Genomic DNA, 26530 nt, shown 5'->3' on the forward strand with positions numbered 1-26530 from the left:
CCCGCGCACACCCGGCCCCTGCGCGCAACGCTCTGCCTGCCGGTGCCCGGTCTCCCGACGGCCGACTCGCGCGGACCGCGCCACGACGCGGTCGCCATGGAGTGGTTCCGCGACGCCTGGCACCTGCGGCGGTACGTCGCCTGGCTCGGCACCCCCGCGGGTCGGGAGGCCACCGAGCCCGCGGACGGCGTCGTGGCGGACGGCGGCGAGCAGATCATCGTCGCCGACGAACGCGTCCTGCGCGGCGCGGACTGGCTGCGACAACACCGCCGAAACGGTGGAAACGCCTTCAAGCACATGGCCCTTGCCCTGCGCGACGAGCGGTTCTCACCGGAGGAGTTCTCGCGGCGCTGGGCCGGTCACGCGGGGCGGATCCAGCCCCCGGGGGCGGCACAGCCGGCGATCATTCCGGATCACGTACGCGGGCTCGCGTACCTCCAGAACCACCCCTTCTCCCGCCCGAACGGCTGGGTCTACGACGCCGTGAACGAGGTCTACTTCGACGACATCGCCGGCCTGCGGGCGCGTGACGAGTGGTTCCACCGGTACGCGTCGAGCGCCGGTGCCGGCCTGGTGCGTGCCTCATGGTTCCTCGCCGTTCGCGAAGAGGTCCTGTTCGTCGCCGACCGGCCGGCCTCATCGCCCGACAACGCGTCACCCGGCAGCCTTGCCGCGCCCTGACCTGCGCCAACACCCCAACACGTATACGGCATCGGCCTGGGCGGGTGCCGCCCGCCGGGCGACTGATCGGAGTGCCTGATGGACCTGCTCCTGCGCAACGCCGCCCTGGTCGACGGGACCGGTGAACCGGCCCGTCCGGCCGATGTCGCCGTGACCGGCGACCGCATCACCGCGGTGGGCCCGCCCGGCGGGCCGACACCGGCGCGGGGCACCGAAGTCGTGGACCTGGACGGCCTGGTGCTGGCGCCGGGCTTCATCGACATCCACACGCACTACGACGCGCAGATCCTGTGGGACGGCGATCTGACCCCGTCGAACTGGCACGGGGTGACCAGCGTCGTGATGGGCAACTGTGGTTTCGGGGTCGCCCCGACGCGGCCGGAGCACCGCGACATCATCGTGCGCACGCTGGAGAACGTCGAGGGCATGTCGACGGACGCGCTCGACGCGGGGATCGACTGGTGTTTCGAGACGTTCCCGGAATACCTCGCGGCGCTGGAGCGGCGCGCGAAGCGGCTCAACGTGGGCGCGTTCCTCGGGCACACCCCGCTGCGGCTCTTCGTCACGGGCGGCGAGGAGCGTGCCGCCACGCGGGCCGAAGTCGCCGAAATGCAGCGGCTGTTGCGCGAGGCGCTGGACGTCGGCGCGGTGGGGTTCTCCACGTCGCGGCAGCCGGCCCACCAGGGAGCGTACGGCCGCCCGGTGCCGAGCCGGTTCGCCGAGGTCGACGAAGTCGACGCATTGGCCTCGGTGTTGGGCGAGGCCGGAAAGGGCGTGCTGCAGGTCTCCATCGGGCCGGGACTGTTCATCGACCAGTTCTCCGACCTCGCGGTACGCCACGGGATCCCGGTGACGTGGACGGCGCTGGTCACCCGCACCGACAAGCCGGGGGCCGCGCGGCGTACCGTCGAGCGCGCGGCGGCCCTGCCCGGCGAGGTGTACCCGCAGATCGCGTGCCGTCCGATCGTCTTCCAGATCACGATGGCCGACCCGGTGCCGCTCGCCGCGGTGGACGAGTGGAAGGAGGTGCTCGCCCTTCCCCGCGAGGAACGCGCCTCGCTGTATCGGGACTTCGCGTGGCGTGACCGGGCGCGGCCGACGACGCTGGCCGCGTGGGAGAAGCGCTGGCCCAAGGTGCAGGTCGAGGAGACCGGCGTACACGCGGACGCCGTGGGCATCCCGCTGGACGAACTGGCCCGAGACCGCGGGACCAACCCCTTCGACCTGATGCTGGACCTCGCGCTCGGCGACGAGACGGTGACCCGCTTCCGTGTCGTGCTGGAGAACGACGCCGACGACGAGACCGGCGAACTCCTCGCCGACACACGCACGTTGCTCGGTCTGTCCGATGCCGGCGCGCACGCGGACCAGCTCTGCGACGCCTGCTACTCGACACACTTGCTGGGCCATTGGGTCCGCGACCGCAAGGCACTCGGTCTGGAAAAGGCCGTGTGGCGGCTGACCGGCCACCCCCACAAGGCCTTCCGCATCGCAGACCGCGGCCTGGTGCGCGAAGGGTTCTTCGCCGACCTCGTCGCCTTCGACCCGGCCACGGTGGGGACGACGCCGGTCGAACGTGTCCGCGACCAACCCGGCGGCGCCGACCGCCTGATCGTGCGCAGCACCGGCGTCGAGCACGTATGGGTCAACGGCGTGGCGACCCGCTTCGCGGGCGCGGACGTGCCGGGCGCCGCGGCCGGGCGCCTGCTGCGCGGCTGAGTTTCGGGGCCCGCACCGACCCTGCAAGCGGTGCGGGCACCCGCAAAGTGTCGAGGCCCCCGGTTCCGCGAACCGGGGGCCTCGACGCGTCACGGGCCGAAGATCACTGCCGGACCGGCGGCTCCAGGTGGTAGAGCCTGGTGGCCGTGTGCTGGAGCACCTTGCCCACGGTCTCCTCAGGCAGTCCGCGCAGGGAGCGCTCCATGACGTCGCGGGGGCTGGGCGACTCCGAGGCCGGTCCGGGGGACAGGCTGGTGGCGTGGGGGAAGTCGGTCTCGAACATCAGGTTGTCGCCGAGCTTGTCGATCACCGCGCGCATCGAGTCCTGCTCGAACCAGTACATGCCGTAGATCTGCCGCTTCAGGTATTCGCTCGGGAGCAGACGCTCGGGGTACTCCTTGTGCGCGCCGACGTTGAGCCACTGCCAGTCCATGCTCTCGCCGAGGAACGGCAGCCAGCCGGCGCCGTTCTCGACGGAGACGAACTTCAGGTCGGGGTAGCGGTGGCACACGCCGCTCAGCACGACCTCGGCGATGTTCTGCGCGTTGCCGAGCAGCACGAGGCTGCTCTCGCGCGTGAAGTCGGCTTTCCTCGACTGGTCGACGGCGCCCTTCAGATCGTCCTGCGAGGCCAGGAAGCCGACGTGGAAGTTCATGCTCAGGTCCATGTCCTGGGCTTGGCCGAGCAGCGGCTCCCAGTAGTCGTCGATGAGCCGGGGCATGCCGACCTTGTCGTACCGGGCGGCGAACAACACCCCCTTGTGGCCCATCTCGTACGCCCGCCGCATCTCGGCGACCGAGGCGTCGATGTCCCAGAACGGCAGCATCATCATCGGGATGAGACGCCGCGAATCGGCCGAGCAGAACTCGGTCAGCCAGTCGTTGTACGCCCGCACGCAGTCCGTGGCCAGCTCGTGCGGCATCTCGTTGAGGAACACGTGGCTGTGGAAGCCGAGGATGTTGCAGTACAGCAGCTGGTAGTAGACACCCGCCTCGTCCATGTACGCCAACCGCGCCTTGGCGTCGACCGCGGCGGGCAGCGCCTGGTCGTACCTCTGCGGGTGCGACGGCGGGAACTCCGGCCACCCCGCCTGGGCGAAGGCCCCGACCCCGAACAGCTTGCGGGAGCCGATGTACCACCGCTCCTCGCCCCGGCGGTCGACCTTGACGTGCGGGACCAGATCGCCCCACTTGGCCGGGAGCCGCGAGGTCCACAGGTCGGGCGGCTCGATCACATGGGCGTCGACATCGGCGACGGCGTAGCGCTCGCACAGGGCAACCCCGCCGGGGGAGTCGTCGGTCATCGGCTGGCCTCCTTCTGGTGGGTTGGGCCGCCCTGGTGTCTCCCGGATGCGGGTCTCGGGGCGGTGATGGGGCCAATTAACGAGTAGGCACTTACTTACTTTAGGGTTCGGGTGGACGCCGTGCAATGGGCGCGCGCCACCCAAGGGCCGCGGGTGCGCCGCCGGGCCTACTCGCTCCGGACCCCGCGCAGGCGGCCGGCCATGAGGAGCGGGGTGACGCTGAGGACACCCGCGTCGACGGGGAGGGTGACGCCGGTGATCCAGCGCGCGTCGTCACTGGCCAGGAAGACGGCCGCGGACGCCACGTCCCAGCCGGTGCCCGGGGTGCCCAGGAGGCTCGCCTCGTTGCGGAGCCGGGTGACGAGGTCGTCACCCTGCCCGGGGACGGACAGGACCATGGGGGTGGTGATGTGGCCGGGTGCCACCGCGTTGACGCGGATGCCGTCGCGGCCGTGGGAGTAGGCCATGTCGGCGGTCATCGCGAGCATGCCGCCCTTGGCGGCGGAGTAGGCGATGGTGCCGTCGCCGCGCAGCGCGGAGATGGAGTTGACGTTGACGATGGAGCCTCCGCCGCCCGCGGTCATCACGGGCACGGTGTGCTTGCACGCGAGGAACACCGTGCGCAGGTTGACGGCAAGGGCCTGGTCCCAGGCTTCCTCCGTGGTGTCGACGACGGTGCCGACGGTGGCGCGGCCGATGTTGTTGACGAGGATGTCGACGGTCCCGAACGCGCCGACGGCCGCGTCCACCATGGCGGCGCAGTCGTCCGACCTGGTGACGTCGCCGCCGAAGACCCGGGCCTTGCCGCCCTCGGCCTCGATCATCGCCAGCGTCTCCTCGGCGCGTTCGGGATACAGGTCGACGAGCAGGACGCTCGCGCCCTCGCGGGCCAGTTCGACCGCGATGGCCTTCCCGGTGCCGACGCCCGGCCCGGGTGTCGACCCGGCCCCTGTGACGATCGCTGCCTTGCCTTCGACCCGGCCTGCGCGTTCTGCCATGAATGCAACTCCTGTCGCGTTGTGTTTGCCCGTGGCACGGAGAGGAATTCCTGCGTCAGGGCCGTCCGACAAGCTCCGGCACGACCTTCGTCCACCCCCGACGGCGGCCTGTTCCGCAACCGGGTCGCTCGGCCGGAGGCCAGGTAAGTGGCTTGCCGGTGACGGGAGTTCGTGCGCAGGCGACATCCGCGGCAGGATGGCCGAACCCCGCGGACCACTTGGTCACGGTGTCAGCCCGTCCACCGCGTCAGCAGTGCCGCGCCCGCCTCGTAGCCGCCCACGTTGGTCACCGCGGCCACCTCGGCGCCGTGGACCTGGCGTTCGCCGGCCTCGCCGCGGAGTTGGCGCACGGCCTCCGCCGTGTGGCCGAACGCGGCGTGCAGCCGGCCGCCGGAGAGCTGCCCGCCCCAGGTGTTGAGCGGGAGTTCGCCGCCGAGGGCGATGCGGGTGCCGCCCTCGACGAACGCCGCGCCTTCGCCGGGTTTGCAGAAGCCCATGGCTTCGAGCCACCAGATCACCTCGATGGTGAAGCCGTCGTAGAGCTGGGCGACGTCCACGTCCCGCGGGCGCAGGCCCGTGCGGTTCCACAGTGCCTCGGCGGTGGCGTGGCCGACCCGGGTCATGTCCTCCCACTGGTCCCAGGACGGCCGCCCGTCGACGACGCCGGCCATGGCCTCGACGGCGACCGGGGCGCGCAGGTCGGCTGCCGTTTGGGCGGCGGAGACGACGATCGCGGTGGAGCCGTCGGCGGGCACGTCGCAGTCGTAGAGGCAGATCGGGGTGGAGATCATGCGCGCCGCGAGGTAGTCCTCCACCGTGAGCGGCGTGCGGTAGACGGCGTCGGGGTTGAGTGCGGCGTGGGCGCGCTGGGTGACCGGAATCCACGCGAGTTGTTCGCGGGTCGCGCCGTGGTCGTGCATGTAGCGGGCGGCGTACGGGGCGATCTGGCACACCGGGGACAGCGCGCCGACGGGGAGCAGCCACGCGAGCGGGCCTTCGGCTCCGGGATTGACCGACCCGTACGCGGGGCGCCCTCCGGCGTTGCGCGCGGCGCTGCCCTCCTTGACCGTGCGCCACACGACCACGTGTCGGGCCTGACCGGTGGCCACCGCCTGCACGGCGCCGTAGAACGGCAGACTCATGCCCTCGACCTGGCCCTGTCGCCACGTGGTGGTGATGCGCAGGGCGTCCTGGATCTCGTAGAGGTTGCCGTTGGCGTACCCGGGCAGATTGGCCTTCCCGCCGCCTGGGAACATCGCCAGGCCGTCGATGTCGTCGACGGTCAGTCCCGCGTCGGCGATCGCGGCGAGGACGGCGTCGAGGGTGAGTTGGAAGCCGGAACGGTCGATCTGCCGGCCGATCGCGGAATGGCCGATGCCGGAGATGACGGCACGGTGCTCGGGCCGGTGCGCCGTCACGCGTCACCGCCCGCGGCGACGAAGCTGGGGACGGCGAATCCGCCCGGCCCGGGCTCGAATCCGACGTCGACCCGCATCCCGATGGACGCCTCCTCCGGCGCGCAGCCGCGCAGCCGACCGAGCACCCGTACGCCCGGGTGGTCGGGGAACTCGGCCAGGACCAGGGCGTACGGCACTTCGAGGCCGGGCAGCCAGCGCTGGTGGTTGACCGTCAGGCTGTAGACCCGCCCCGGCCCGGTGACCTCCGCGTACTCGATGTGCCGCCCGCGACACATGCGGCAGATCCCGTAGTGCGGAAACGACTCGGCTCCGCAGTCGGCGCAGCGCTCGACCAGCAGGCGGCCCTCGGCCGCCGCCGCCCAGAACGCCTCGCTCTCCTCGGTGACCACGGGCGGAATCCCCACGGTGGCGTCCATACCTCCCCTTATCGCTTGGCACCGGCGGCACGGCGCCGGACAGCTGCCCGACACCGAGCTTGGTACTCCGACGACCGGGGTCGCGCCACCGTGGGGACCGGCATCTCCGGCGAGAGGTCCGGTCCGCAGCCCGGCGGGCGGCAGACCGGTGATGCCAGGTTGCACCGTTTACGCGCTACCCGAAGAAAGTGTACGCTCACTTTCTATCGTCCGCCAAGGGTCGCAGACCGCGGAGCCGCCCACGACGCGACGACGCGGGAGTCGGGGCGGATGTTCCGAGCCGAGCCGCCGACGTCCGCCCCTCGTCCGGTTACTTGCCAAGGAGCCCCGGTGCCTGACGAATCCATCATCTTCGGAGCCGCCGCCCTCCCGGAACCCGACCGCGCGTGGTTGGCCGCGGTCGAACGCCTCCCGATCGCGTCGGTCTGGCAGGGCGGCCACGTCCTGCCCCGCCAGGCGAGTGGTGAGGCCGTCACCCGCCTGTCCTTGATGACGGCGTGGACCGAGCGGGTACGGGTGGGCACCGCGGTGCTGATGCTGCCGCTCTACCACCCGGTACTGGCGGCCAAGCAGCTCGCCGACCTGGACGCCTGGTCCGGCGGCCGCGTGTCGGTCGGCGTCGGGGTGGGCGGCGAGTTCCCGCACGAGTTCGAGGCCATGGGCGTTCCCGTCCGTGAACGCGGCGCCCGCACCGACGAGGCGATGACCGTGCTGCGCGCGCTCTGGCAGCGCGAACCGGTCACCCACCACGGCAGGTTCTTCGACCTGGACAAGGTGGAGCTGCACCCCGTCGCACCACCCGGCGCCGACCCCTCACCCGGCCGGGCCGGCGGCCCCCCGCTGCTGGTGTCCGGGCGCAAGGAGCCCGCGATGCGCCGCGCGGCCCGCCTCGGCGACGGGTGGATGCCCTACCTGCTCTCGCCCAACGCGTACGCCCGCTCGGTGCGCACCATCCGCGACGAGGCCGACACGGCGGGACGCGACCTGGCCGGATTCGAGTGGGCGCTGTACCTGTACTGCTCCGTACGCCGGGACGGCGACCGGGCGCGGGACGAGGTCGCGGCGTTCCTCGGCGGCGCGTACGGCGGCAAGCCCGACGCCATGCTCCAGCGCATCGCCCCGGCCGGCACCCCCGAGGAAGTCGCCGCGCGGATCCAGGAGTACGTCGACGCCGGGGCCCGGCACGTGATCATCTCCCCGGCGGCGCACGACGACACCCTCGGAATCGTGCGGCTCGCCGCCGAGGAAGTCCTGCCCCGACTGTCCGTCCCGGCCGAGAAGCGGTGACCCCCGTGAGCAACCAGACCGAATCGGCCGGAAACAGCCTCCCGTGCGCCGGAGTGACAGTGGTCGAGGTCGCCGTCGGCGTCAGCGACCTCGGGCTCGGCATGGCCGGCGGCGTCCCCGGCATGATGCTCGCCGACCTGGGCGCCGACGTCATGCGGATCGTCGGCACCGAGCCGGTGCCGATCGACGCGGCCGTGGCCTGGGGCCGCGCCTGGCACCGGGACAAGCGCATCGTCCGGACCGACGACCCCGACGAGATCCGCCGCCTCCTCGCCGGTGCCGACGCCGCACTGGTCTACGGTCCCGAGGAACTGGTCGAGCAGCGCGGCCTCGGCCAACGCGACCTCGCCGACGCCGTGCCAGGCCTTGTGTACGCCCGTTGCCGACCCAGCCGGACATCGCACGGCACGGTCGAGGACTACGCCCTACTCGTCGAGGCGAACGCCGGATTCTGCACCCAACTCGCCGGGCACCGCCCCGGCCCGATCTTCGTCAACGTCCACGCATCCGACAGCGGCGCGGCCCTCCTGCTCACCGCGTCCGTGCTCGGCCTGCTGCGCCGCCGCGCCCTGACCGGACGCCACGGCTGGGCCGAAACCTCTCTCTACGACGGCCTGTTGGCCCCGCTCGGCTGCATGATCGGCCGCTCCGAGCGGGCCGCCCCACCGATCGAGGACTACTGGGCCAAGGGCTCGTACTTCCCCAACTTCCTGTACCGCTGCGCCGACGACGAACTGATCCAGGTCTGGTTCGGCGGCAAGGGCATGTACGCCAAGCTGATCGAGGTGCTGGGCGACGAACCGAGCACCGAGGGCTACTACACGGACCAGGTCACCGGAGCACTCAACGCCCGCGCCCGGCGGTGGAAATCGTTCTTCGCCGCCGACCCCCGCGACGACTGGATCACCCGGCTGCGGCAGGCGGGCGTGGCCTGCGAACCGGTCCTGGCCCCCGGAGAAGCCCTCGCCGAGCCGCACCTGGCCGAGATCGGCCTCGCCGTCCCGCGCGAGGAATGCGGCCACCATGACGTCGTGGTCGGCACCCCTGTGTCGGTACACCCCCGCCAGGTGGCCGATCCTCCACACGTCCCCACGGCCGAACAAGTCGATGGAATCGACGACTTGCTGCTGTGCGGCGTGCGCGTCCTGGACCTGTCCGCGTTCGTCGCCGGGCCACTCGCAGCCCAAGTGCTCGCCGACATGGGCGCCGACGTCATCAAAGTCGAGCCCCCCGAAGGCGAGGCGATGCGCGCCGCCGCGTACGCCGTCGCCGCGTGCCAGCGCGGCAAACGCAGCCTCGCCCTCGATCTCACCGCACCCGAGTCACGCCCGGTCGTCGAACGGCTGATCCGATGGGCCGACGTCGTGGTGCACAACTTCCGCGTCGGCGTGGCCGAACGTCTCGGCGTGGACGAGGCGACCGTGGCCGCCCTCAACCCCCATGCCGTGTACTGTCACGCCAGCGCGTTCGGAACCACCGGCCCCCGCGCCAAGCTCCCCGGCAACGACGCGCTGATGCAGGCCGTCACCGGCCTGGAACGCGCTGTCGGCGGACCCGGCAACGACCCCATCGGGCCCACCTGGATCCCGATCGACATGACCGGCGGCTGGGTGTCCGCCGTCGGCATACTGGCCGGCTTGTACGCTCGCGCGACCACCGGCCGAGGTCAACACGTGACCACGAGCCTCCTCGGCGCCGGCATGCTGCTGGCCGGCGGCGTCCACCAGCGCGACGGCAAGCTCGTCCACGGCCCCGAACTCGATCCGCAGCAAACCGGATTCGGCCCGGGTTACCGCATCTACCGTGCCGGCGACGACAATTGGTTCGCTCTCGTCCTACCCGACCACGATGCGTGGGCAAGACTGCGCGCATTGCCCGGGATCCACGAACTCCCGGACAGTTACGCCCCGTTGCGCGGTGGCGCCGCCGATACCGAGGCACGGCGGGCGGAAGCCGTCCTGGAGGCGGCGTTCGCCGCCGAACCCGCCGACACGTGGGTCACGCGCCTGCGCGGCGCCGGGCTCCTTGCCGAGCCGATCGAACCACTCGACCGCGACGCCTTCCGCCGACGTGTCCTCGACGATCCGGTCAACCGCCGGCTCGGCAGAGTCGTCGCGTACGAAGCCTTCGACTGGGGGCGATTCGAACAACTCGGCCGGCTCCTCAACTGGGGCCCGACCCCACCCGGCGCCCTGAACCTGGCACTGCCGGGAATCGGCGGGCACACGATCCGCATCCTTGAGGAACTCGGCTTCAGCGCCGAGGAGATCGATGCCCTGCTCGCCGCCAAGGTTGCACGTCAGCTGTGAGCCGGGAGGCGGGGGGGGGGGATGNACTGCCGGGAATCGGCGGGCACACGATCCGCATCCTTGAGGAACTCGGCTTCAGCGCCGAGGAGATCGATGCCCTGCTCGCCGCCAAGGTTGCACGTCAGCTGTGAGCCGGGAGGCGGGGACGGCAAGCGCCGGCAGTCGGTGCTTGCCGTCCCCCGACTGTCTTCCTGAGCGTGGGCGGGCCTCACGCATCACCGGCCCGGGCGTCCGCAGGAAGCCGACGACGCCGCTGGGTGCTCTGCGCGAGAGCCGTGCCCGTCGTTCGTGTACAAGCCCGCCTGGACGCGGCGTCGCGGGAGGCCCGGCCTCGGCGGGGCCGGTCGTCCGCGTACCGGCCCGCCCAAGCAGGCCCGGGGGAGTGTCAGGTGGTCGCCCGGTCCGGGATCCCGAGAAACTTCGCTGTGTTGCCGCGCAACACCTTGCGGGCGACGACGGCATCGCAGTCGTCGAGCCGGGGGATGTAGTCGGCGGGTTCGCGCAGCCCTTCGGGGTGGGGATAGTCGGAGCCGAAGAGCACATGGTCGGGGCCGAGGGCGTCGATGAGGTCGATGACGTCGTCCTCGGGGAAGGGGCAGACCCACAGGTGCTCGGCGAGCATCTCGCTGGGCCGGGCCGGGAGTTCGCCGCCGATCTTGGGCCCGCGCCGTCCCAGCGCAGCCGCCTTGTCGACGGTCTTGAGCAGCGGCCTGAGCCAGGTGCTGCCGTTCTCGATCGAGACGACCTTGATGCGGGGGTGGCGCCCGAACAGGTTGTGCAGGGTGAGTGCGGTCAAGGTGTCGATGATCGGACGCTCGGTGTTGCACAACGCCCATTGCAGCGGCGACTGCCGGTGCGACGGGTTGGCCGCGTCCTCCGACCACAGGCTGCCGTAGAACCGGTTGTAGCCGCTGTTGGAGACGTGGAAGACGACGCCGACTCCGGCCTCGGCAGCCATGGCCCAGAAGGGGTCGAAGTCGGGGTGGGCGGGGGAGTGGCCGCCGATCGGCCCGGGGCGCAGGTGCACCAGCCGGGCGCCGGCGTCGATGACGCGCCGCAGCTCGGCGACGCCGTGGTCGAGGTCGAGGAGCGACAGCATCGGCACCGCGAACAGGCGTCCGTCGGCCGCGTAACCCCAGTCCTCCTCCAGCCAGCGGTTGAACGCGCGCAGCGCGGCGTACGTCAACTCGACATCCCCGGCCAGGTCTTCCTCGACGGCGACGCCCAGCGTGGGCAGCATGACGCTGGCTTCGACACCCTGCTCGTCCATGAGGGCCAGGCGCGCGGACCGGTCGGTGAACTCCGGGTGGTCCCGGGCATTGACGACCTCGCGGTGCGTGAAGCCGTCCGCCACCCCGCCCACGAACAGCCCCTGGAGAGCGCCGGGGGCCGAGGCGTAGTCGCCGGGCATGACACTCATGAACGTACGCCGGTCACCGACGTAGACCCGCCCCAGACCGTCGCCGCTACGGTCCACTCTGACGGTGGCGTCGCGGTGACGGGCTTCGATGTGGCGCGAGAAGCAGTCGTCCGGCTCGTAGTAGTGGCTGTCGGCATCGATCAGGCGGTATTCCACGCCGACCACCTCCGGGCGGGAAGGAAAAGCTTAAGTAAGTGATTACTTATTTATGAATCTCCCATCTACGGCTCCGCGTTGTCAAGTCCGGTCGGGCCTCACCCCGGGGGATGGTTGTGTTCGCACGACACTGCGGGGAACCACGAGGGCGGCCGGCTTTCGCGGCGATGCCGACCGGTGGAATGCGCCCGCGCTTCGCAGGCGGGCAGGGTTCCGCGTCGGGGCAGCGCAGGGGCCCGACGCTTGATAGTGAACGCTTGCTTTGCTGTCGCGGCCGTCACTATGGTGCGGTACCAGCCGAAGGATCTCGGCGATGTGCAGCGGACCAAGACCCATCGGCCTCGCCCGGGAAGTTCGTCCAGTCCCTTGCCCCAGGAGGTGCGGGCCGTGCACGCCATTGACACGACACTGCTGATCATCAGATTGACCGTGGGCCTCACCATGGTCGCCCACGGCTGGAACCACGCCTTCGGAGGCGGCAAACTGGCCGGGACAGCCGGCTGGTTCGAAGGCCTCGGCCTGCGCCCCGGCCGGATACACGCGCTGATGAGCGTCCTGGTCGAGGTCGGCTGCGGTGTCGCCTTCGCCGCCGGCTTCCTGACACCCGCCGCCGCGGGCGCCCTGCTCGGCACCATGATCGTCGCAGGGGTGATCGAGCACCGCACCCACGGCTTCTTCGTCTTCCGGAACGGCTACGAGTACGTCCTGCTGATCGGCCTCGTTCTGATCGCCGTCGCCGTCAGCGGCGGCGGCGCGGCGTCCCTCGACGAGGCCGTCGGCTTCCACCTCGGCGCCTGGGCCGGCCTCGGCACCTGTCTCGGCATCGGCATCGGCGGTTCCGCCTTGCTTCTGGGCACGTGCTGGCGCCCCGGGCGCGCGTCGGCGGACAACGACTGACTGTGAGGATGTGGATGGCGCCGCCCACGCCTGGCCGCGGGCGGCGTCTCCCGCCTGTGCAACGCGTCGCCTGCATGTGCTCGTTCCGGAGCTTGTGTCATGCCCTGCTACTTCGTCCCTCGATGTGCCTCGCGGCGTCCCGGGAAGACGACGGCCGATATCCCCATGTGTGCATCGAGGGCCGGAGGCATATTCGCTCCTCAGGGCTTCCGAAGCGGCCGGGAATCGATGCGGTATTCAGTAGAGCACAGCCATGAATGCCAAATAGGCGCGAAGCTTCCGGTAATCCGAATTGCTGATGAGGAACACGCAAGGGCAGGGGTTTCGCGCGTTCACTGTGACGTTTTTCGTGCGCCTGCTCGCGAGATTCGACGCGGGATCGCGGTATGGCCGGACATCGGCCGCGGATACGCACTCGCACGCGATCGAGGCAACTGACGCGACCGCCGCGCCCGGCAGTCTTCCGCGGAACCGAAGCTTCAACCGGGCGGACAGCGCCGCCCGGTGGCTCACGACGCCGGCCGACCGGCTCGCAGGCCGCGACCCGGCGGCAAAACCTGTGATGGCGAAGATAGACATTCAGTTGCGTCGTGAGTAGTGTTCCGCGGGTCGCAGGACCCGAATGCACAAACGAGCAGGGATGGCGGCTGGGGCGAGATGGGGCGCGGGCACCAGGACGTGGGCGCGCTCGCGCGCGAGATGGCAGAGATCGCGGGGCGGCTGGCGTCGGTGGTCAAGGCGATGGACGACCTCGGTTGGACGACCGACTCGTACAGCCGACGCCATCTGCGCGGAGTCGTCGACTCGCTGCGCGGCTGCGCGGCCCGGATCGCGGCTTCGCAGAACGGCCGAACCCCGGGCGGGGAAGCGGACGCCCCGGCGTCGAACGAGGTCGAGCCGGGAAGCGCGGAGCGTACGGATGTCGCAAGCGATCCAGACGATGCAAAAAAACTAACGTGGCGAGAGTAGACATTGGCTCGTGAGGCAACTAAGGTTCCTGTTGTAGCCAAAGACAGTCAGTCGGGCGTGGCAGATGACGAACTGTCGCGCAGGGCAGTGAGGTTCGGCGGCGGAACCCCGGGGCCGTGAAGTGTGGCAAGGGTCCCGGGAGTCGGCACCGCCGGACCGGGTGGCCCCGGAAGGGGGCCACCGCGCAGTACCGCGGAAAAGCAGTACCGAAGGAAAGAAGCGCAACACCATGGGAAAACCGCGGTGCCCCCGTCGGTTTCCATGGCAGGACACGAAAGAGGAAGGAGCGGACGTCACCAGGATCGCCCGCCAGGCGACAGACGCCGGCGGGAACCGCAGACCCCGGAATGGCAGGTGGTCCCCGGTCACGCAGTTGCGATCCCCGCACTCCCGCCCCCCGGGTGCGTGCGGACAACGAAAGCCGACGGAATACAGTCGGTAGATGGTGTGATGTCCCTTCGGGGCCCTGGTGCCGCACAGGCGCCAGGGCCCCTCGATGCGCGTCCGGGGTAATCCCGGAGAAACTGTTAGGACCCGAAGAAAACGCTTGAAGAGGTGCAGTGGTTTCCAGTGACCGCCCCGATCGTCCCGACGCGTTCGAGGACGACGACTACCCCGCCTACACCATGGGCCGCGCCGCCGAGATGATCGGAGTCACCCCCGGCTTCCTGCGCGCACTCGGCGAGGCGCGTCTGATCACCCCGCTGCGCTCCGAGGGCGGCCACCGCCGTTACTCCCGCTACCAGTTGCGCATCGCGCAACGCGCCCGCGAACTCGTCGACCAGGGCACACCCATCGACGCCGCGTGTCGCATCATCATCCTGGAAGACCAGCTCGAAGAAGCCCTCCGCATCAACACGGAACTCCGCAAGGACCAACCACACCCGGCCGCGGACCACGACACCTGACGCCATGCGGCCGACACACGGCGGCCCCGGCGAGTGCGTCCGGGCCTGTGGCCTGTGCGGGGCACTCGACGGTCGCGCCCGCTGTCAGCCCTGACGCAGCCCTCGCGCCGTCGCGGCCCATGGGCGACGCGGCGAGCGGACCGCTGCCCGCCGCCCGCCGACGCCGGACTCACCTGCGTCGATCCGACGGCTTGCCCGGCCCGCAAGCGATCGTGCGGATATCGAGCGCCTTCACAGCTTCGACCCGCACCGTGTGGGGCCGATCCGCCGGCACCATGAACGCCGAGCCCCGTCCGGACGATTGCGACGGCCCGGTTCGTGCACAGCGTTTCGACGCCGCCGGTTCGTGCGCTTCTCCGGGACGGTTCGTGACGACACGTCGCCGGGACACCCCGGGCGGCGCTCGCACGGGGGCCTGCCGCCCCGCCCGATGCTTCGCCGCGCTCCGCAAGAAATCAATATGTGTGGTTGCGGCGACAGAATTCGCCGCGACGCGCGATGAGAATTTCTCCCACGAGAATACGAGTGGGTTATTCGCCTGCTCATAAAAACGCCGCAGCGTGCTACTGTCGATCTCAGTTGCAGTTGTGGTTCCCAGACTTCAAGTGCCCCCATCGTGCTCGCGCCCGGTGGGGAGTATTTTTGTATGCCCGGTGCTTTTCCGGCGGGGCAATCATTGCGGCGACGCGGAGCTTCGCACCGAGCGGACTCCGGGCACTGCCCCGAAGGAGATTTGATATGGCAACCGGTACCGTGAAGTGGTTCAACTCGGAAAAGGGCTTCGGTTTCATCGAGCAGGACGGCGGCGGTCCCGACGTCTTCGCCCACTTCTCGAACATCGCCGCTCAGGGCTTCCGTGAGCTTCAGGAAGGCCAGAAGGTGAACTTCGACATCGCGCAGGGCCAGAAGGGCCCGACGGCCGAGAACATCGTTCCCGCCTGACGCCACGCGCACCCAGCCTCACAGCCGGGGCCGCACCCTGGGGTGCGGGCCCCGGCTCGTTGCATCACCGGACGTCCCCGCGCTTGTTCACGGCGCGAGCGGGCCAAGTGACCTGACTGATAGGTCACTTCGTTGCCGTGTGGCGACGCGGGTCGCTTCGGAAGCGGAGGGTGCCTGCGAAGTGCGCTTGCCGGCACGTGGGTTGGGTGCGGGCAGGGAGCAGACAAGCACGACGGGCACGGCCCGCCTGCCGGGTGGGAGGCGGGCCGCGGCGGTTGTGGGGTCAGGATTCGGTCGGGTGCTTGGCGAATGACGGCTCGGGGCCGGCCGGTTCGGGGGCCGGGATGGGGGCGGGGACGGGTGCGGGTGCCGGGGCGGCTTCGCTGAGGCCGAAGCGGTCGTGGAACTTGCGCAGGGTGCGGGGGGCGTACCAGGCCGAGCCGCCGAGCAGGCGCATCGCGGCGGGGACGAGCACGCCGCGCACGGCGACGGCGTCGATGAGGATGGCCAGCCCGCTGCCCAGACCGAACATTTGCATGAAGCTGAGCTTGGCGGTTCCGAACGCGAAGAAGCTCACCGCGAGCAGGCAGGCCGCCGCGCTGACGATGCGTCCGGTGTGCCCGAGGCCGTGGGCGACGGCGGATTCGGTGTCCTCGCCCTGGTCGTGGAGTTCCTTGATCCGGCTGGTGACGAACACCTCGTAGTCCATCGACAGGCCGAAGGCGATGCAGAACATCAGCACGGTCATCGACGTGTCCATCGGCTGCGGGGTGAAGCCGAGCAGGGAGGAGAGGTGGCCGTCCTCGAAGATCCAGGTCATGAGGCCGACGGTCGCGCCCAGGCTGACCAGGTTGAGGGCCAGCGCCCGCAGCGGCTGGACGATGCTGCCGGTGAAGAGGAAGAGCAGGAGGAAGGTGGTCAGGGCCACCAGGGCGATGGCGAGCGGGAGCCGGCCGCCGATGGAGTCCTTGGCATCGACCAGTTCGGCGTCGGTGCCGCCCACGAGGGCATGTGATCCGGCGGGGGGAGTGGTCGTCCTGACCTCGTCGACCAGGTGCTGCGCCGCGTCCGATTTCGGTTCCAGGGCGCTCACCACGGTGATGCGCTGCGCGTTGGGACGGCCGAGGGCTGCCTGCACGGGCCCGGCCGGCGTGGACCGCCCGGTGACGTAGGTTCCCGTGGCGGCCTCGACCCGGACGACACCGTCGAGCATGGAGAGTTCGGCGGCGTACGCGTCCAAGGGCGCGGTGTCCACGGGCTCGTCGATGACGATGTGGAGGGCGGCCTCGTCGTTGCCGTTGAAGTTCTCCCGGAGCACCGACGCGACCCGGCGGCTCTCGGCGTCCTCGGGCAGTACGCGTTCGTCCGGCGTGCCGAAGGTGATGCCCAGCAGCGGGCTCGCCGCCAGCAGCAGCACCGCGAGTACGGGCAGCGCGGTCAGCGCGGGCCTCCGCATGACAGTCCGGGCCAGCCGCTCCCATACGGACGTACGGGCGCCGTAGCGGGCCGGGTTCGCCCAGGGCAGTTTCCCGCTGTTGACCCGGTGGCCCAGCACGACGAACAGCGCCGGCATCACGAACAGCGTGCCGACCGCCGCGATGACGACGACGCCGACTCCCGAGTAGCCGAACGAGCGGAGGAAGTACTGCGGGAACACCATGAGCGCCGCGAGTGCCGCCGCCACCGTCGCGGCGGAGAACGCGACCGTTCGGCCCGCGGTGCTCATCGTCCTGCGGACGGCGTCGTCCACGGTCGACCCGGACGCGAGCTGCTCCCGGAACCGGCTGATCATCAGCAGCGCGTAGTCGACGCCCAGTCCGAGGCCCAGGGCAGTCGTCAGGTTGATCGCGAAGACGGAGACGTCGGTGACGGTGCCGAGGAGGAAGAGCTGTGCGAACGTGCCGACGACGGCGATGAGTGCGATGAGCAGCGGCAGCAGGGCCGCGACGACGCTGCCGAAGACGACCAGGAGCAGCACGAGGATCAGCGGCACGGCGATGGCCTCGGCCAGGAAGAGATCCTTCTCCGTCTGCGTCCCCATGTCCTTGTTCACGGCCGTTCCGCCGCCGGCCTGGACGGTGAGTGTGCCTTCGTACGGCCCGGCGTAGGCGTCGATGACCTTCTCGGCGTTCTTCTCCCGCTGTGTCTCGTCGCCCTCGACGTGGACGAGGACCAGCGCCTCGCGGCCGCTTTTGGAGCGGAGGTCGGGGCTGTGCGTGTCCCAGTAGGAGATCACGTTCGCAAGGTCCTGCTCCTCCTTGAGGTGGGCCACCAGCGACCGGCCGCTCCGCTCCGCGGCGGGGGCGTCGACACCTCCCTCGCCGGCACGGACCAACAGGACCAGGTTGGTCTCCCCGCCGAACTTGGCGTCGATGGCCTCCGCGGCGCGGCTCGATTCGGAGGCCGGGTCGTCGTAGCCGCCCCCCTGCAACTTGGTGAACGCTCCTACGCCCGCGACGCCCATGAGCACCACGGCCACGGCGGCGACGATCAGTACCAGCCGGGACCGGCGAATCGCCAGTTCGGCTATGCGCTCAAACACGCACGATCTCCTAGATATCTACGGCGAAAACGACATGAGGCAGCCGGGGTTGGCCTGGGGGTGCCGGCGCGCGGCCAAGGCTCTGCGGCCTCGGCGACAAGTCAGGTGCGGTGTCGCACTCGTCGTCGGCGCAGGGAACGCTAGCGACGGAGAAGAAGGTTTGGCAGTGTGAGATTTGCTTAACAGTGCCAACCTCCGATGGACCGGAGGGTGATGTCGTACGGTCCCTGCATGTCCGCAGACGAACACGCAACGGCCATGCCCTCGCTGCGCATGCGGCGTCGGGCCGCCGCCACCCGCGAGATCCTCGACGCCGCCGAGCAGCACATCACCGAGAACGGACCGGCGGCACTGTCGTTGCGGACCGTCGCGCGGAACCTGGGCATGACCGTGCAGGCGCTGTACCACTACTTCCCGAACCGGGACGCCCTCGTCACGGCACTCATCACCAAGGCGTACAGCGACCTGGCCGACGCCGTGCAGGCCGCGGTCGACGCCGCGCCGGAAGAGCCGGGCGTGCCGCGGCTGGTGGCCGCCGCGGAGGGCTACCGCCGTTGGGCCGTCGCCCATCCGGAGCTCTACCAGCTTCTTTACGGAACGCCGCTGCGGTACTACTCGGCGCCCATAGACGGCCCGACCACCCAGGCGATGACCCGGATAAGCGCGATCTTCCAGCGCGAGTTGTTCGGGGGGTTCACCGCGGCGCAACTTGCCGCGGCCGAGACCGCGCCGGTCTCGGCCTCACTCCAGGAGTACCTGGACAACCTGCCACAAAACAATCTGAAAGAGCTGCCGGCCGCCGCGGTCGCCATGCTGATGAGCGCGTGGGGCCACATGCACGGCCTTGTCGTGTTGGAGGTGTTCGGACACACCTCTTTCCTCGGTGACCACCAGGCCGAGATCTTCCGCACGGCGATGTGCGACATGTTGGCGGACATCCACCGCCGGATCCCGGCGCAGGTGGGCGGGTCGGCAGTCGGATAGTTCTCCGCCGGAGACGTTCACCGGGCCGGGCGGGGCCTCGACAAGCGGTGTCTTCGGAGCCACGGCGGCGAAGTCATGTCGTCTGTACGGGGTTTCGAGGCGGACGCGACGGCTCGCCGCCCCCGGCCGCCGCACCGTCGGGAGCGGCGTCGAGGGGCCAGTAAGGTACATCCGGTATCAGGCGAAACCGAGCACACAGCGCATCGGCGCGGAAAGGACGAGGTGCCCAAACCCGCCACGCCGCGTCGCGCGCCGGAGAAGGACACGCGCACGGCACTGCTCAACGCCGCGATGCAACTGATGCTGGACGAGGGGTACGCGGCCGTCACCACGCGCAAGGTCGCGGCCGAGGCCGACGTCAACCCGGCCCTGGTCCACTACCACTTCAAGACCATGGACGACCTGTTCCTGGCCCTGTTCCGCCGAGGCGCCGAAGCGCACCTGTCGCGGTTGCAGGAAGCCGTCGACGGCACGCAGCCGTTGCGCGGCGTGTGGGAGGTCATCAGCGAACCCCGCGACACCGCACTGACGTTGGAGTTCCTGGCGCTCGCCAACCACCGCAAGGTGATCCGGGCGGAGCTGGCCGAATACTCCGCACGCTTCCGCCGACTCCAAGAGCAGGCACTCGACCGTGTCCTGCGCGCGCACGGTCGTACCCTCGACAAGCCGTCCCTGCCCACGCTCACCGTGCTGCTCGCCGGGCTGCCGCGGGTCCTGGCCATGGACGACGCGGTGGGGCTGCACCAAAGTCGCGGCGAAATCCTCGCGCTGATCGAGGAATACCTGGAGCGCTACGACCTCCCCGGGGCCCCGGACGGTCCGGGAGCGGACACGTCGTCGGAGGCTGCCGACCGCGTCGATACCGACGAGTGAATCGGACGGTGGCCGCGACGCCACCGGTTTGAGCGCGGCCGGTCGCGGACTCCCGGACACCGAGCGAGGCGGTTCCGTGGTCGGCAGCGAGCCACTGCGGACCGGTTCGGCCAACACCGCCCCCACGACGGCGGTTTCATGCCCGGCGGCACGGAAGTCACGCGGAGATTGCCGTGGTTCGGCAATGTAATGCGCCTCTGCCCCATGCCAGCATGGCCGTGTGCTCGGAGCACCGGCAGGGGAGGAGGGCGACGGGCATGGCCGTGTTTCTCACCCTCGGCATCGCCGGTGTCGTCCTGCTCGCCCTTGTCGTCGTCACCCGCTACCGGGTTTCCGGAGAGTGCTCCGGCCTTCAGACCGGAGGTGAATCCGGTCTCCCGTGTAGCGGGGCAGGGGAAGCCGGATCGGCGCCAGGGCGATCCGGCGTCGACCACCTACGAAGGCCGGGCCTGTTGTTCGATGTACTGCCGCACCACGCTCAGCGGTGCGCCGCCGACGGACCCGGCGAAGTACGAGCCCGCCCACAGGCGTTGCGCGCGCCAGTAGTGCCGGGTCAGGTCGGGGAACTCATGGCGGAGCCTGCGGGAGCTGACGCCCTTGAGGCTGTTGACGAGCTTGGACACCGCGACCTTCGGCGGGAAGTCGACGAGGAGGTGGACGTGTTCGGGTTCGCCGTTGAACTCGACGAGTTCCGCTTCGAAGTCCGCGCACACGCTCCGCATGATCTCCTCGCAGCGTTCCAGGTGCCGGCCGGTGAACACCGGATGCCGGTACTTCGTTACGAAAACCAAATGCGCATGCATTCGCGAAAATACAGTGGCGACCCGCTCGTATGTCTCGGTTCGTATCCATAAACCAACTGTGTACCATGGGTGTTGAGCAGCTTCGGTTCAGCTTCCGCGTGTACCCGACGCCCGGTCAACGCACAGCGTTGGCGAGGGCGTTCGGGTGCGCGAGGGTGGTCTACAACGACGCCCTGCGCGCGCGGGAGACCGCCCGCGCGGCGGGCGACCCGTGGCCGACGAGCAGCGACCTGTCGAAACGGCTCGTCACCGAAGCGAAGAAGACCCCGGAACGGGCGTGGCTCGGCGACGTGTCGTCGGTCGTGCTCCAGCAGTCCCTACGGGACCTCGACACGGCGTACAAGAACTTCTTCGACGGGCTGAAGGGCAAACGCTCGAAGATGGGGCCGCCCCGGTTCAAATCCCGCAAGGACACCCGGCAGGCCGTCCGGTTCACCGCGAACGCCCGCTGGTCGATCACAGCGGGCGGGAAGCTGCGTCTCCCGAAGGTCGGCGACGTCACGGTGAAGTGGTCCCGGCAGTTGCCGTCGGCCCCGTCGACCGTGACTGTGGTCAAGGACAGCGCGGGCCGGTACTTCGCGAGCTTCGTCGTCGACACGGGCGATGGGGAAGAACTTCCGGAGACGACGGGCGCGGTCGGGATCGACCTCGGGTTGACGCATTTCGCGATCCTGTCGGACGGCACGAAGATCGCCGGCCCGCGTTTCCTGCGGCGCGCGGAAAAGCGCCTCAGGAAAGCTCGGCAGGACCTGTCCCGGAAGGCGAAGGGCAGCAACAACCGGGGCAAGGCGCGGGTGAAGGTCGCCCGCGCGCATGCGAAGGTCGCGGATGCGCGGCGCGAGTTCCACCACCAGCTCTCCACGAAACTGATTCGCGACAACCAAGCGATCGCCGTGGAGGACCTGTCGGTCAAGGGACTCGCCCGCACACGCCTCGCGAAGTCCGTGCACGACGCCGGGTGGTCGGCGTTCGTGACGATGCTGGAGTACAAAGCCGCCCGGTACGGGCGGACCCTGATCCGGATCGGCCGGTTCGAACCCACCTCGCAGGTGTGCTCGGAGTGCGGCGTGAAGGACGGCCCGAAACCGCTCAGCGTCCGGGAATGGGCGTGCGAGGCGTGTGGAGCCGTCCTGGACAGGGACATCAACGCGGCGGTCAACGTCGCCAAGGCCGCCGGACTGGCGGTGACAGCCTGTGGAGCGCAGGTAAGACCGGAACCCCAGGTTCCGGCGCAGCGTCGAGAAACAGGAACCCACCCGAAACCGCAGCCCACCACGGCTCGGTAGGCGGGAATCGCCGTCCTCCAGGGCGGCGAGGATGTCAAAAGGTGGCGGGTCCCAGCGAGACGTTCATCGTCACCGGCTGCCGGGGAAAGCGGACGGCCAGCCGGCACATCCCGATCTCGGTACGCGGCGCGGTCACCCTGCGCGGCGTGAAGGTCAATCTCGAAGGCGTCGCGATCGTCAAGGTCGGCGGCAGCGAAGGGTCGTCCCGCATTGATCTTGGGGGTGTGCGCGGTTGGCCCGGTCCGCCGGTTATCCGGCGAGGACGAGGTTGTGGAGGCGGGCGATTCCGAGCATGGCGTGGTGGACGCCGTCGCCGTTGAGCCGGCAGTCGCGGAGGATCTGCCAGGCCTTCATGCGGGCGAGGACGTGCTCGATGCGGGCGCGGACGCGGCGGTGGTCGGCGTCGCGCAGCGGCAGGCGGCACTGACCGACCGTCAGCTCGACACACAGGTTCGCAAGCCCGCCGACGCCGCCCGCTACCAGGCCGAACAGGAGGCCGAAGCCCGCAAGATCGCCCTGGTCAAGCAGGCCGAGGCGGACGCCGAGCGCGCCCGACTGACCGGTCGGGGCGAGAAGGAGCACCGCGCCGCGCAGGCAAACACTGAACGACCACTGACGGATCGGGCTTCCGGCGCGGGAACCGCAGGGTGGACCGCGCCGGAGCCGGAGGTGTCGGGGGCCGGTTCCGCCGGCACAGCGGTCCGCCGCAGCGCCCGGCGCGCCCGGCCCGGCATCCGACCGACGGACAAGGGATCCGACGCGCATGGCACGGACGTCACATCGCAAGCCCTTGTGCCCGCACGTCGCGTCGGAAGACGGACTGTGCGTGCGGTGTCGGCGTGCCCGCGCTTGTCCGCCGCTCGGCTCCTCCGGCGGGAGACGCGTCGTGGCGGACCGGCTTCGGCGTGCCCCGAGTGCCCGAGTCGGTGCATTCCTCCGTCGCCGCCGCGAACGCGGCGGGGCTGTTGACAGTGGTGGCCAGCTAAGTTAGAACGGCTGTTAAAAATTCGTGCGACTGTCCCGATCGCCTTCGGGAGCGGCCTGCGGATGGGGTGGGACCGGGCCGCCACGCGAGGCCCCCGGCCGCACTACCGCACTGTCAGCAAAGGGGAGTTCGATGGGCAAGCTGGACGGCAAGGTCGCGTTCGTCACGGGAGCCGCGCGCGGGCAGGGGCGCAGCCATGCGATCCGGCTGGCGCAAGAGGGCGCGGACATCATCGCGGTGGACATCTGTGCGCAGCTCGGCTCGGTGGCGTATCCGATGGGGACGCAGGAGGAGCTGGACGAGACCGTCAAGGCGGTGGAGGGCCTGGGGCGGCGGATCGTCGCGAGGAAGGCCGACGTGCGGGAACTGGCCGAGCTGCGGCAGGCGTTCGAGGAAGGGACGGGCGAACTGGGCCCGGTCGACATCGTGGTCGCGAACGCCGGTATCGGCGCGGGCGGCGCCGAGGTGTCGGAGGACCAGGAGTGGGACGAGGTGGTGTCCGTGAACCTCAAGGGCGTCTGGAACACCGGCCGTGTGGCGATCCCGTCGATGCTGGAGCGGAACCAGGGCGGGTCGATCGTGCTGACCAGCTCCACGGGCGGGATGATCGGCGTCGGCATCCCGACCGCGGGCTTCCTGGGCTACACCGCGGCCAAGCACGGTGTCGTGGGCCTGATGCGGTCGTGGGCGAACTTCCTTGCGCCGTACAGCATCCGCGTCAACAGCGTCGCCCCGACCGCGGTACGCACCCCGATGGCCGGAGACGGCAACCTCGCCGCGATCCTGGAGCACGCCCCGCAACTCGCGCACGCACTCACCAACGCGATGCCCGTCGACCTGGTCGAGCCGGTCGACATCTCCAACGCGATCGTGTGGCTGGTGTCGGACGACGCACGGTACGTGACCGGCACCGTCCTCCCCGTCGACGCGGGCATGCTCAACAAGCGGTAACGCGGCCCCGCGCCGGATCCGTTCCCGGTCGGCAGGACGCGGCCACGGCGGCCCGGACGCCCCGGCCGCGACGACACGGTGCTCCCGCCGACCGGGGCGGTCCGACCGAACCGGATGCCACCTCCCCAGACCGCCGAAGCTTTTGCACACAAAGGAAGAACGACGCTGATGGCACCCAACCTTCACGCGCAAGCCGGTGAGCGGCCGTGAACGCGCATACTCCGAACCCGTCCGACGAGGCCACGGACCGCTACGTGGGCTCGCGCGCGCTGCGTGTCGAGGACCTGCGTTTGGTCACCGGCACGGGGACGTACGTCGACGACGTGGTGCGTCCGGGGATGCTGCACGCGTGTTTCGTGCGCAGTCCGATCGCGCGCGGCCGGATTCTTGAGATCGACGTGTCCGAGGCACTGGCGCTCGACGGTGTCCACGCGGTGTTCCTCGCGGAGGATCTGAACCCGGGGGTGCACGAGCAGTGGTACTCCCTGGAGGGCAAGGACGCCAAGGACACCCCGCGTCCGCCGCTGGCGGACGGGGAGGTGAGGTTCGTCGGGGACCCGGTGGCGATGGTCGTCGCGGTGGACCGCTACGTCGCGGAGGACGCGGCGGAACTGGTCGTCGTGGACTATGAGGCGCTGCCCCCGGTCGTCGACTACGCGGCCGGTTTGGGCGGTACGCATCTGGTGCACGCCGACTATCCCGGCAACCTTGTCGGCGAACTCGCGGGTCGTCCGATGGAGGATCTGGAGCCGGTATTCGCCGGGGCGGCGCATGTGGTGTGCGAGACGATCCACCAGCAGTCCCACGGCCCTGTGCCGATGGAGACGCGCGGGATGGTCGCCGAGTGGTCGGCGCCGAGCGGCGAGATGACGATGTGGGCGTCGACGCAGTCCCCGCACGAGCTGAGGGCATTCTGCGCGCGCTTGCTCGGCGTCGCCGAGCACAAGGTCCGGGTGGTCATGCGCGACACCGGCGGCGGTTTCGGGCAGAAGCAGTTGCCGCTGCGCGAGGACATGTGCGTCATGCTGGCGGCCAGGAAGCTGCCTGCCGCCTTGAAGTGGATCGAGGACCGGCAGGAGCACCTGATGTCGGCCGGCCAGGCCCGCCACGAGCACGGCGAGGCGCGGATGGCGTTCGACGCGGAGGGCAACATCCTGGCCGCGTCGCTGGACCATGTCATGGACACCGGCGCCTACCCGACGCCGTCGCCGGTCGGAAGCAGCATCGTCGTGGGCCTGCTGTTCCCCGGCCCGTACCGGATTCCGGAGGGCACGTTCCGCTCGCGCTTCGCGTTCTCCAACACCAGCGGGCGCGTGGCCTACCGGGGTCCGTGGCAGTTCGAGTCGATGGCGCGTGAGGTCATCCTCGACATCGGCGCGCGCGAGATCGGTATGGATCCGATCGAGGTGCGGCGGAGGAACATGCTGCGGCGTGACGAGCTGCCGACGTTCAACTGCATGGGCATGCCGTACGACAACATCACGCCGCTGGAGACCTTCGAACAGGCCCTGGAGATCCTGGACTTCGAGGCGTTCCGCCGCGAGCAGGCCGAAGCCAGGGAGCAAGGCCGCTACATCGGTGTTGGCACGTGCACGTACGTCGAACCCACCGCGGGCGCCAACCCGTTCTTGTCGACGGAGGGTGCGACGATCCGGATCGAGCCGTCGGGGCGGGTGAACGTCTACACCTCCGGTGGTTCGTGCGGGAACAGCTTGGAGACCACCGCGAACCAGCTGGCCGCCGACGCACTGGGCGTGCTGCTGGAGGACGTCAACAGCATCCAGGGAGATACGGCGGTGACGCCGTTCGGCGGCGGCACGGGCGGCAGCCGCTCGGGTTCCATGGTCGCGGGGGCCATCGCGGAGACCGCGTCCGGTCTGCGGGAACGCATCCTGGCGATCGCCGCGCACAAGCTCGAAGTCCCCGTCGAGGAAGTCGAGTTCGTACGCAGCGTCGCGACCGCGAAGAGCAAGCCGGATGTCTCGTTGACACTGGCGGAGATCGCCGACATCGCTTACTTCCGCGTCGACCAGCTCCCGCCCGGCGTGCCGGCGGGCCTGGAGGCCAGTGGCCGCTACCGCGCCCAGGTGCCGATGGTGTGGGCCAACGCGACGCATGTGTCCGTGGTCGAGGTGGACACCGTGACCGGGCATGTCGAGGTGCTGCGGCATATCGTGAGCGAGGACTGCGGTCCGATGATCAACCCGAATGTGGTGGAGGGCCAGATCTTCGGCGGCACGGTCCAGGGGATCGGCGGGGCGTTGCTGGAGCACTTGGTCTACGACGAGGACGGCAACCCGGTGACCACGACGTTCATGGACTACCTGCTGCCGACCGCGACCGAGGTGCCGGTGATCGAGCTCGGGCACATCGAGACGCCGGGCCCCGGGCCCGGTGGCTTCAAGGGCGTCGGCGAGGGCGGTGCGATCGGCGCCCCGCCCGCGGTGGCCAACGCGGTCGCGGACGCGCTCGCGCCGTTGGGCGTGAAGATCACCAGGATGCCGCTGACACCTTCCGTGATCGTCGACCTTGTCGACGAGGCCCGGGAGCGCACGGCCGACGCGACGACGGGGACGGTGACCGCGTGAAGCCGGCGGCATTCGAGTACCACGTGCCGGACACGGCCGAGGACGCGGTCGCGCTCCTCGCCGAACTCGGGGACGGGGCGAAGGCGATCGCGGGC

The 26530-nt window shown here is 70.1% G+C and carries 20 protein-coding genes and 3 pseudogenes; 15 read left to right on the forward strand and 8 right to left on the reverse strand.

All coding sequences use genetic code 11. The annotated features are described in order from the left end of the window. Both ACRX5W_RS21250 and ACRX5W_RS21255 read left to right on the forward strand, forming a co-directional pair. Positions 1-681: hypothetical protein (locus ACRX5W_RS21250; RefSeq protein ID WP_436789804.1), on the forward strand; the 681-nt coding region annotated here is incomplete at its 5' end. Positions 682-759: 78 nt separating this feature from the next. Further along, positions 760-2400 (forward strand): N-acyl-D-amino-acid deacylase family protein, encoded by a 1641-nt coding sequence (locus ACRX5W_RS21255; protein WP_436789805.1) that lies wholly within the window; start codon positions 760-762, stop codon positions 2398-2400. Positions 2401-2503: 103 nt separating this feature from the next. Here the strand turns inward: ACRX5W_RS21255 and ACRX5W_RS21260 are convergent, their stop codons facing one another. From ACRX5W_RS21260 to ACRX5W_RS21275, 4 genes are all read right to left on the reverse strand, one after another. Then, a complete protein-coding gene (locus ACRX5W_RS21260; protein ID WP_436789806.1) occupies positions 2504-3703 on the reverse strand; it encodes an amidohydrolase family protein in 1200 nt (399 codons plus the stop codon). Between the two features lie 167 nt (positions 3704-3870). Continuing rightward, positions 3871-4701 (reverse strand): SDR family NAD(P)-dependent oxidoreductase, encoded by an 831-nt coding sequence (locus tag ACRX5W_RS21265; RefSeq protein ID WP_436789807.1) that lies wholly within the window; start codon positions 4699-4701, stop codon positions 3871-3873. Positions 4702-4931: 230 nt separating this feature from the next. Beyond that, the gene (locus ACRX5W_RS21270) at positions 4932-6119 is read right to left on the reverse strand and encodes a thiolase family protein (RefSeq protein ID WP_436789808.1); all 1188 of its coding nucleotides are present in this window, start codon (positions 6117-6119) and stop codon (positions 4932-4934) included. After that, a complete protein-coding gene (locus ACRX5W_RS21275; RefSeq protein ID WP_436789809.1) occupies positions 6116-6535 on the reverse strand; it encodes a Zn-ribbon domain-containing OB-fold protein in 420 nt (139 codons plus the stop codon). Before ACRX5W_RS21275 ends, ACRX5W_RS21270 begins: the two co-directional genes overlap by 4 nt. Positions 6536-6865: 330 nt before the next feature. Here ACRX5W_RS21275 and ACRX5W_RS21280 point away from each other — a divergent pair, with 330 nt between their 5' ends. Both ACRX5W_RS21280 and ACRX5W_RS21285 read left to right on the forward strand, forming a co-directional pair. Further along, on the forward strand, positions 6866-7822 hold the full coding sequence (locus ACRX5W_RS21280) for an LLM class flavin-dependent oxidoreductase (protein ID WP_436789810.1): 957 nt from the start codon (positions 6866-6868) through the stop codon (positions 7820-7822). A gap of 5 nt (positions 7823-7827) precedes the next feature. Further along, entirely contained in the window at positions 7828-10131 is a 2304-nt protein-coding gene (locus tag ACRX5W_RS21285; RefSeq protein ID WP_436789811.1) for a CoA transferase, read from the forward strand. A gap of 385 nt (positions 10132-10516) precedes the next feature. Here the strand turns inward: ACRX5W_RS21285 and ACRX5W_RS21290 are convergent, their stop codons facing one another. After that, on the reverse strand, positions 10517-11707 hold the full coding sequence (locus tag ACRX5W_RS21290) for an amidohydrolase family protein (protein WP_436789812.1): 1191 nt from the start codon (positions 11705-11707) through the stop codon (positions 10517-10519). 387 nt (positions 11708-12094) lie between these two features. Between ACRX5W_RS21290 and ACRX5W_RS21295 the strand changes: the two genes are divergently transcribed. The 5 genes from ACRX5W_RS21295 to ACRX5W_RS21315 all read left to right on the forward strand — a co-directional run bounded on the left by ACRX5W_RS21295 (position 12095) and on the right by ACRX5W_RS21315 (position 15423). Beyond that, on the forward strand, positions 12095-12604 hold the full coding sequence (locus ACRX5W_RS21295; RefSeq protein WP_436789813.1) for a DoxX family protein: 510 nt from the start codon (positions 12095-12097) through the stop codon (positions 12602-12604). A gap of 298 nt (positions 12605-12902) precedes the next feature. After that, the gene (locus ACRX5W_RS21300) at positions 12903-13202 is read left to right on the forward strand and encodes a hypothetical protein (protein ID WP_436789814.1); all 300 of its coding nucleotides are present in this window, start codon (positions 12903-12905) and stop codon (positions 13200-13202) included. A gap of 59 nt (positions 13203-13261) precedes the next feature. Continuing rightward, complete coding sequence (locus ACRX5W_RS21305; RefSeq protein ID WP_436789815.1) at positions 13262-13573, forward strand: hypothetical protein; 312 nt, start codon at positions 13262-13264, stop codon at positions 13571-13573. Between the two features lie 626 nt (positions 13574-14199). After that, complete coding sequence (locus tag ACRX5W_RS21310) at positions 14200-14481, forward strand: MerR family transcriptional regulator (protein ID WP_436789836.1); 282 nt, start codon at positions 14200-14202, stop codon at positions 14479-14481. 738 nt (positions 14482-15219) lie between these two features. Beyond that, positions 15220-15423 (forward strand): cold-shock protein, encoded by a 204-nt coding sequence (locus tag ACRX5W_RS21315; protein WP_436789816.1) that lies wholly within the window; start codon positions 15220-15222, stop codon positions 15421-15423. 283 nt (positions 15424-15706) lie between these two features. Here the strand turns inward: ACRX5W_RS21315 and ACRX5W_RS21320 are convergent, their stop codons facing one another. Continuing rightward, positions 15707-17965, reverse strand: coding sequence for an MMPL family transporter (locus tag ACRX5W_RS21320; RefSeq protein ID WP_436789817.1), 2259 nt, complete (start codon positions 17963-17965; stop codon positions 15707-15709). A 231-nt stretch (positions 17966-18196) separates the two neighbouring features. On the opposite strand from ACRX5W_RS21320, the gene ACRX5W_RS21325 reads away from it, so the two are divergent. Both ACRX5W_RS21325 and ACRX5W_RS21330 read left to right on the forward strand, forming a co-directional pair. Then, the gene (locus ACRX5W_RS21325; protein ID WP_436789818.1) at positions 18197-18949 is read left to right on the forward strand and encodes a TetR/AcrR family transcriptional regulator; all 753 of its coding nucleotides are present in this window, start codon (positions 18197-18199) and stop codon (positions 18947-18949) included. A 222-nt stretch (positions 18950-19171) separates the two neighbouring features. Beyond that, positions 19172-19822: a TetR/AcrR family transcriptional regulator gene (locus ACRX5W_RS21330; protein ID WP_436789819.1), complete on the forward strand. Its 651-nt coding sequence runs from the start codon at positions 19172-19174 to the stop codon at positions 19820-19822. A 434-nt stretch (positions 19823-20256) separates the two neighbouring features. Here ACRX5W_RS21330 and tnpA read toward each other — a convergent pair. Further along, positions 20257-20674, reverse strand: a pseudogene (gene tnpA / locus ACRX5W_RS21335) (IS200/IS605 family transposase). 16 nt (positions 20675-20690) lie between these two features. On the opposite strand from tnpA, the gene ACRX5W_RS21340 reads away from it, so the two are divergent. Beyond that, positions 20691-21911: an RNA-guided endonuclease InsQ/TnpB family protein gene (locus ACRX5W_RS21340; RefSeq protein WP_436789820.1), complete on the forward strand. Its 1221-nt coding sequence runs from the start codon at positions 20691-20693 to the stop codon at positions 21909-21911. Between the two features lie 249 nt (positions 21912-22160). Here the strand turns inward: ACRX5W_RS21340 and ACRX5W_RS21345 are convergent. Further along, a pseudogene (locus ACRX5W_RS21345) lies at positions 22161-22307 on the reverse strand (transposase); the annotation flags it as partial. A 6-nt stretch (positions 22308-22313) separates the two neighbouring features. Here ACRX5W_RS21345 and ACRX5W_RS21350 point away from each other — a divergent pair. The 3 genes and pseudogenes from ACRX5W_RS21350 to ACRX5W_RS21360 all read left to right on the forward strand — a co-directional run. Further along, positions 22314-22520 (forward strand): annotated as a pseudogene (locus ACRX5W_RS21350) (flotillin family protein); the annotation flags it as partial. A 508-nt stretch (positions 22521-23028) separates the two neighbouring features. After that, positions 23029-23847, forward strand: coding sequence for a mycofactocin-coupled SDR family oxidoreductase (locus ACRX5W_RS21355; RefSeq protein WP_436789821.1), 819 nt, complete (start codon positions 23029-23031; stop codon positions 23845-23847). A 206-nt stretch (positions 23848-24053) separates the two neighbouring features. Beyond that, complete coding sequence (locus ACRX5W_RS21360; RefSeq protein WP_436789822.1) at positions 24054-26435, forward strand: xanthine dehydrogenase family protein molybdopterin-binding subunit; 2382 nt, start codon at positions 24054-24056, stop codon at positions 26433-26435. Positions 26436-26530: the final 95 nt, after the last annotated feature.

It is taken from the genome of Yinghuangia sp. YIM S10712 (genome assembly GCF_051388935.1).
In the GTDB taxonomy this organism is placed as follows: Bacteria; Actinomycetota; Actinomycetes; order Streptomycetales; family Streptomycetaceae; genus Yinghuangia.

What these genes read in the sequence shown, in the direction of transcription:
- ACRX5W_RS21255 (WP_436789805.1), top strand. Translation starts at nt 760, where the DNA reads ATGGACCTGCTCCTGCGCAACGCCGCCCTGGTCGACGGGACCGGTGAA.
- ACRX5W_RS21260 (WP_436789806.1), bottom strand. Translation starts at nt 3,703, where the DNA reads ATGACCGACGACTCCCCCGGCGGGGTTGCCCTGTGCGAGCGCTACGCC.
- ACRX5W_RS21265 (WP_436789807.1), bottom strand. Translation starts at nt 4,701, where the DNA reads ATGGCAGAACGCGCAGGCCGGGTCGAAGGCAAGGCAGCGATCGTCACA.
- ACRX5W_RS21275 (WP_436789809.1), bottom strand. Translation starts at nt 6,535, where the DNA reads ATGGACGCCACCGTGGGGATTCCGCCCGTGGTCACCGAGGAGAGCGAG.
- ACRX5W_RS21300 (WP_436789814.1), top strand. Translation starts at nt 12,903, where the DNA reads ATGAGGAACACGCAAGGGCAGGGGTTTCGCGCGTTCACTGTGACGTTT.
- ACRX5W_RS21305 (WP_436789815.1), top strand. Translation starts at nt 13,262, where the DNA reads ATGGGGCGCGGGCACCAGGACGTGGGCGCGCTCGCGCGCGAGATGGCA.
- ACRX5W_RS21310 (WP_436789836.1), top strand. Translation starts at nt 14,200, where the DNA reads ATGGGCCGCGCCGCCGAGATGATCGGAGTCACCCCCGGCTTCCTGCGC.
- ACRX5W_RS21315 (WP_436789816.1), top strand. Translation starts at nt 15,220, where the DNA reads ATGGCAACCGGTACCGTGAAGTGGTTCAACTCGGAAAAGGGCTTCGGT.
- ACRX5W_RS21325 (WP_436789818.1), top strand. Translation starts at nt 18,197, where the DNA reads ATGTCCGCAGACGAACACGCAACGGCCATGCCCTCGCTGCGCATGCGG.
- ACRX5W_RS21340 (WP_436789820.1), top strand. Translation starts at nt 20,691, where the DNA reads ATGGGTGTTGAGCAGCTTCGGTTCAGCTTCCGCGTGTACCCGACGCCC.
- ACRX5W_RS21355 (WP_436789821.1), top strand. Translation starts at nt 23,029, where the DNA reads ATGGGCAAGCTGGACGGCAAGGTCGCGTTCGTCACGGGAGCCGCGCGC.